At 74.1% G+C, this 305-nt stretch carries 1 pseudogene; it reads left to right on the forward strand.

Annotation, left to right across the window (positions count from 1 at the left end):
* Positions 1 to 128, forward strand: a pseudogene (locus tag JHD62_RS21850) (iron-containing alcohol dehydrogenase); the annotation flags it as partial.
* Between the last annotated feature and the right edge of the window lie 177 nt (positions 129 to 305).

The raw sequence follows: 305 nt of genomic DNA on the forward strand, positions 1-305 counted from the left end.
AGCCGCAGCTGCCGCTGGTGGCCATCAATACCACCGCCGGTACTGCCAGTGAAATGACGCGTTTTTGCATCATCACCGACGAGGCACGCCACATCAAGATGGCCATTGTCGACAAGCACACCACGCCCTGTCTCTTATACACATCTGACGCTGCCGACGAACAGTAAGATGTGGGGGTGTGGGGGGGGGGGGGGGGGGGGGGAGGGGGGGGGGGGGGGGGGGGGGGGGGGGGGGGGGGGGGGGGGGGGGGGGGGGGGGGGGGGGGGGGGGGGGGGGGGGGGGGGGGGGGGGGGGGGGGGGGGGGG

It is taken from the genome of Aquitalea sp. ASV11, assembly GCF_016429185.1.
Taxonomy (GTDB): Bacteria; Pseudomonadota; Gammaproteobacteria; order Burkholderiales; family Chromobacteriaceae; genus Aquitalea; species Aquitalea pelogenes.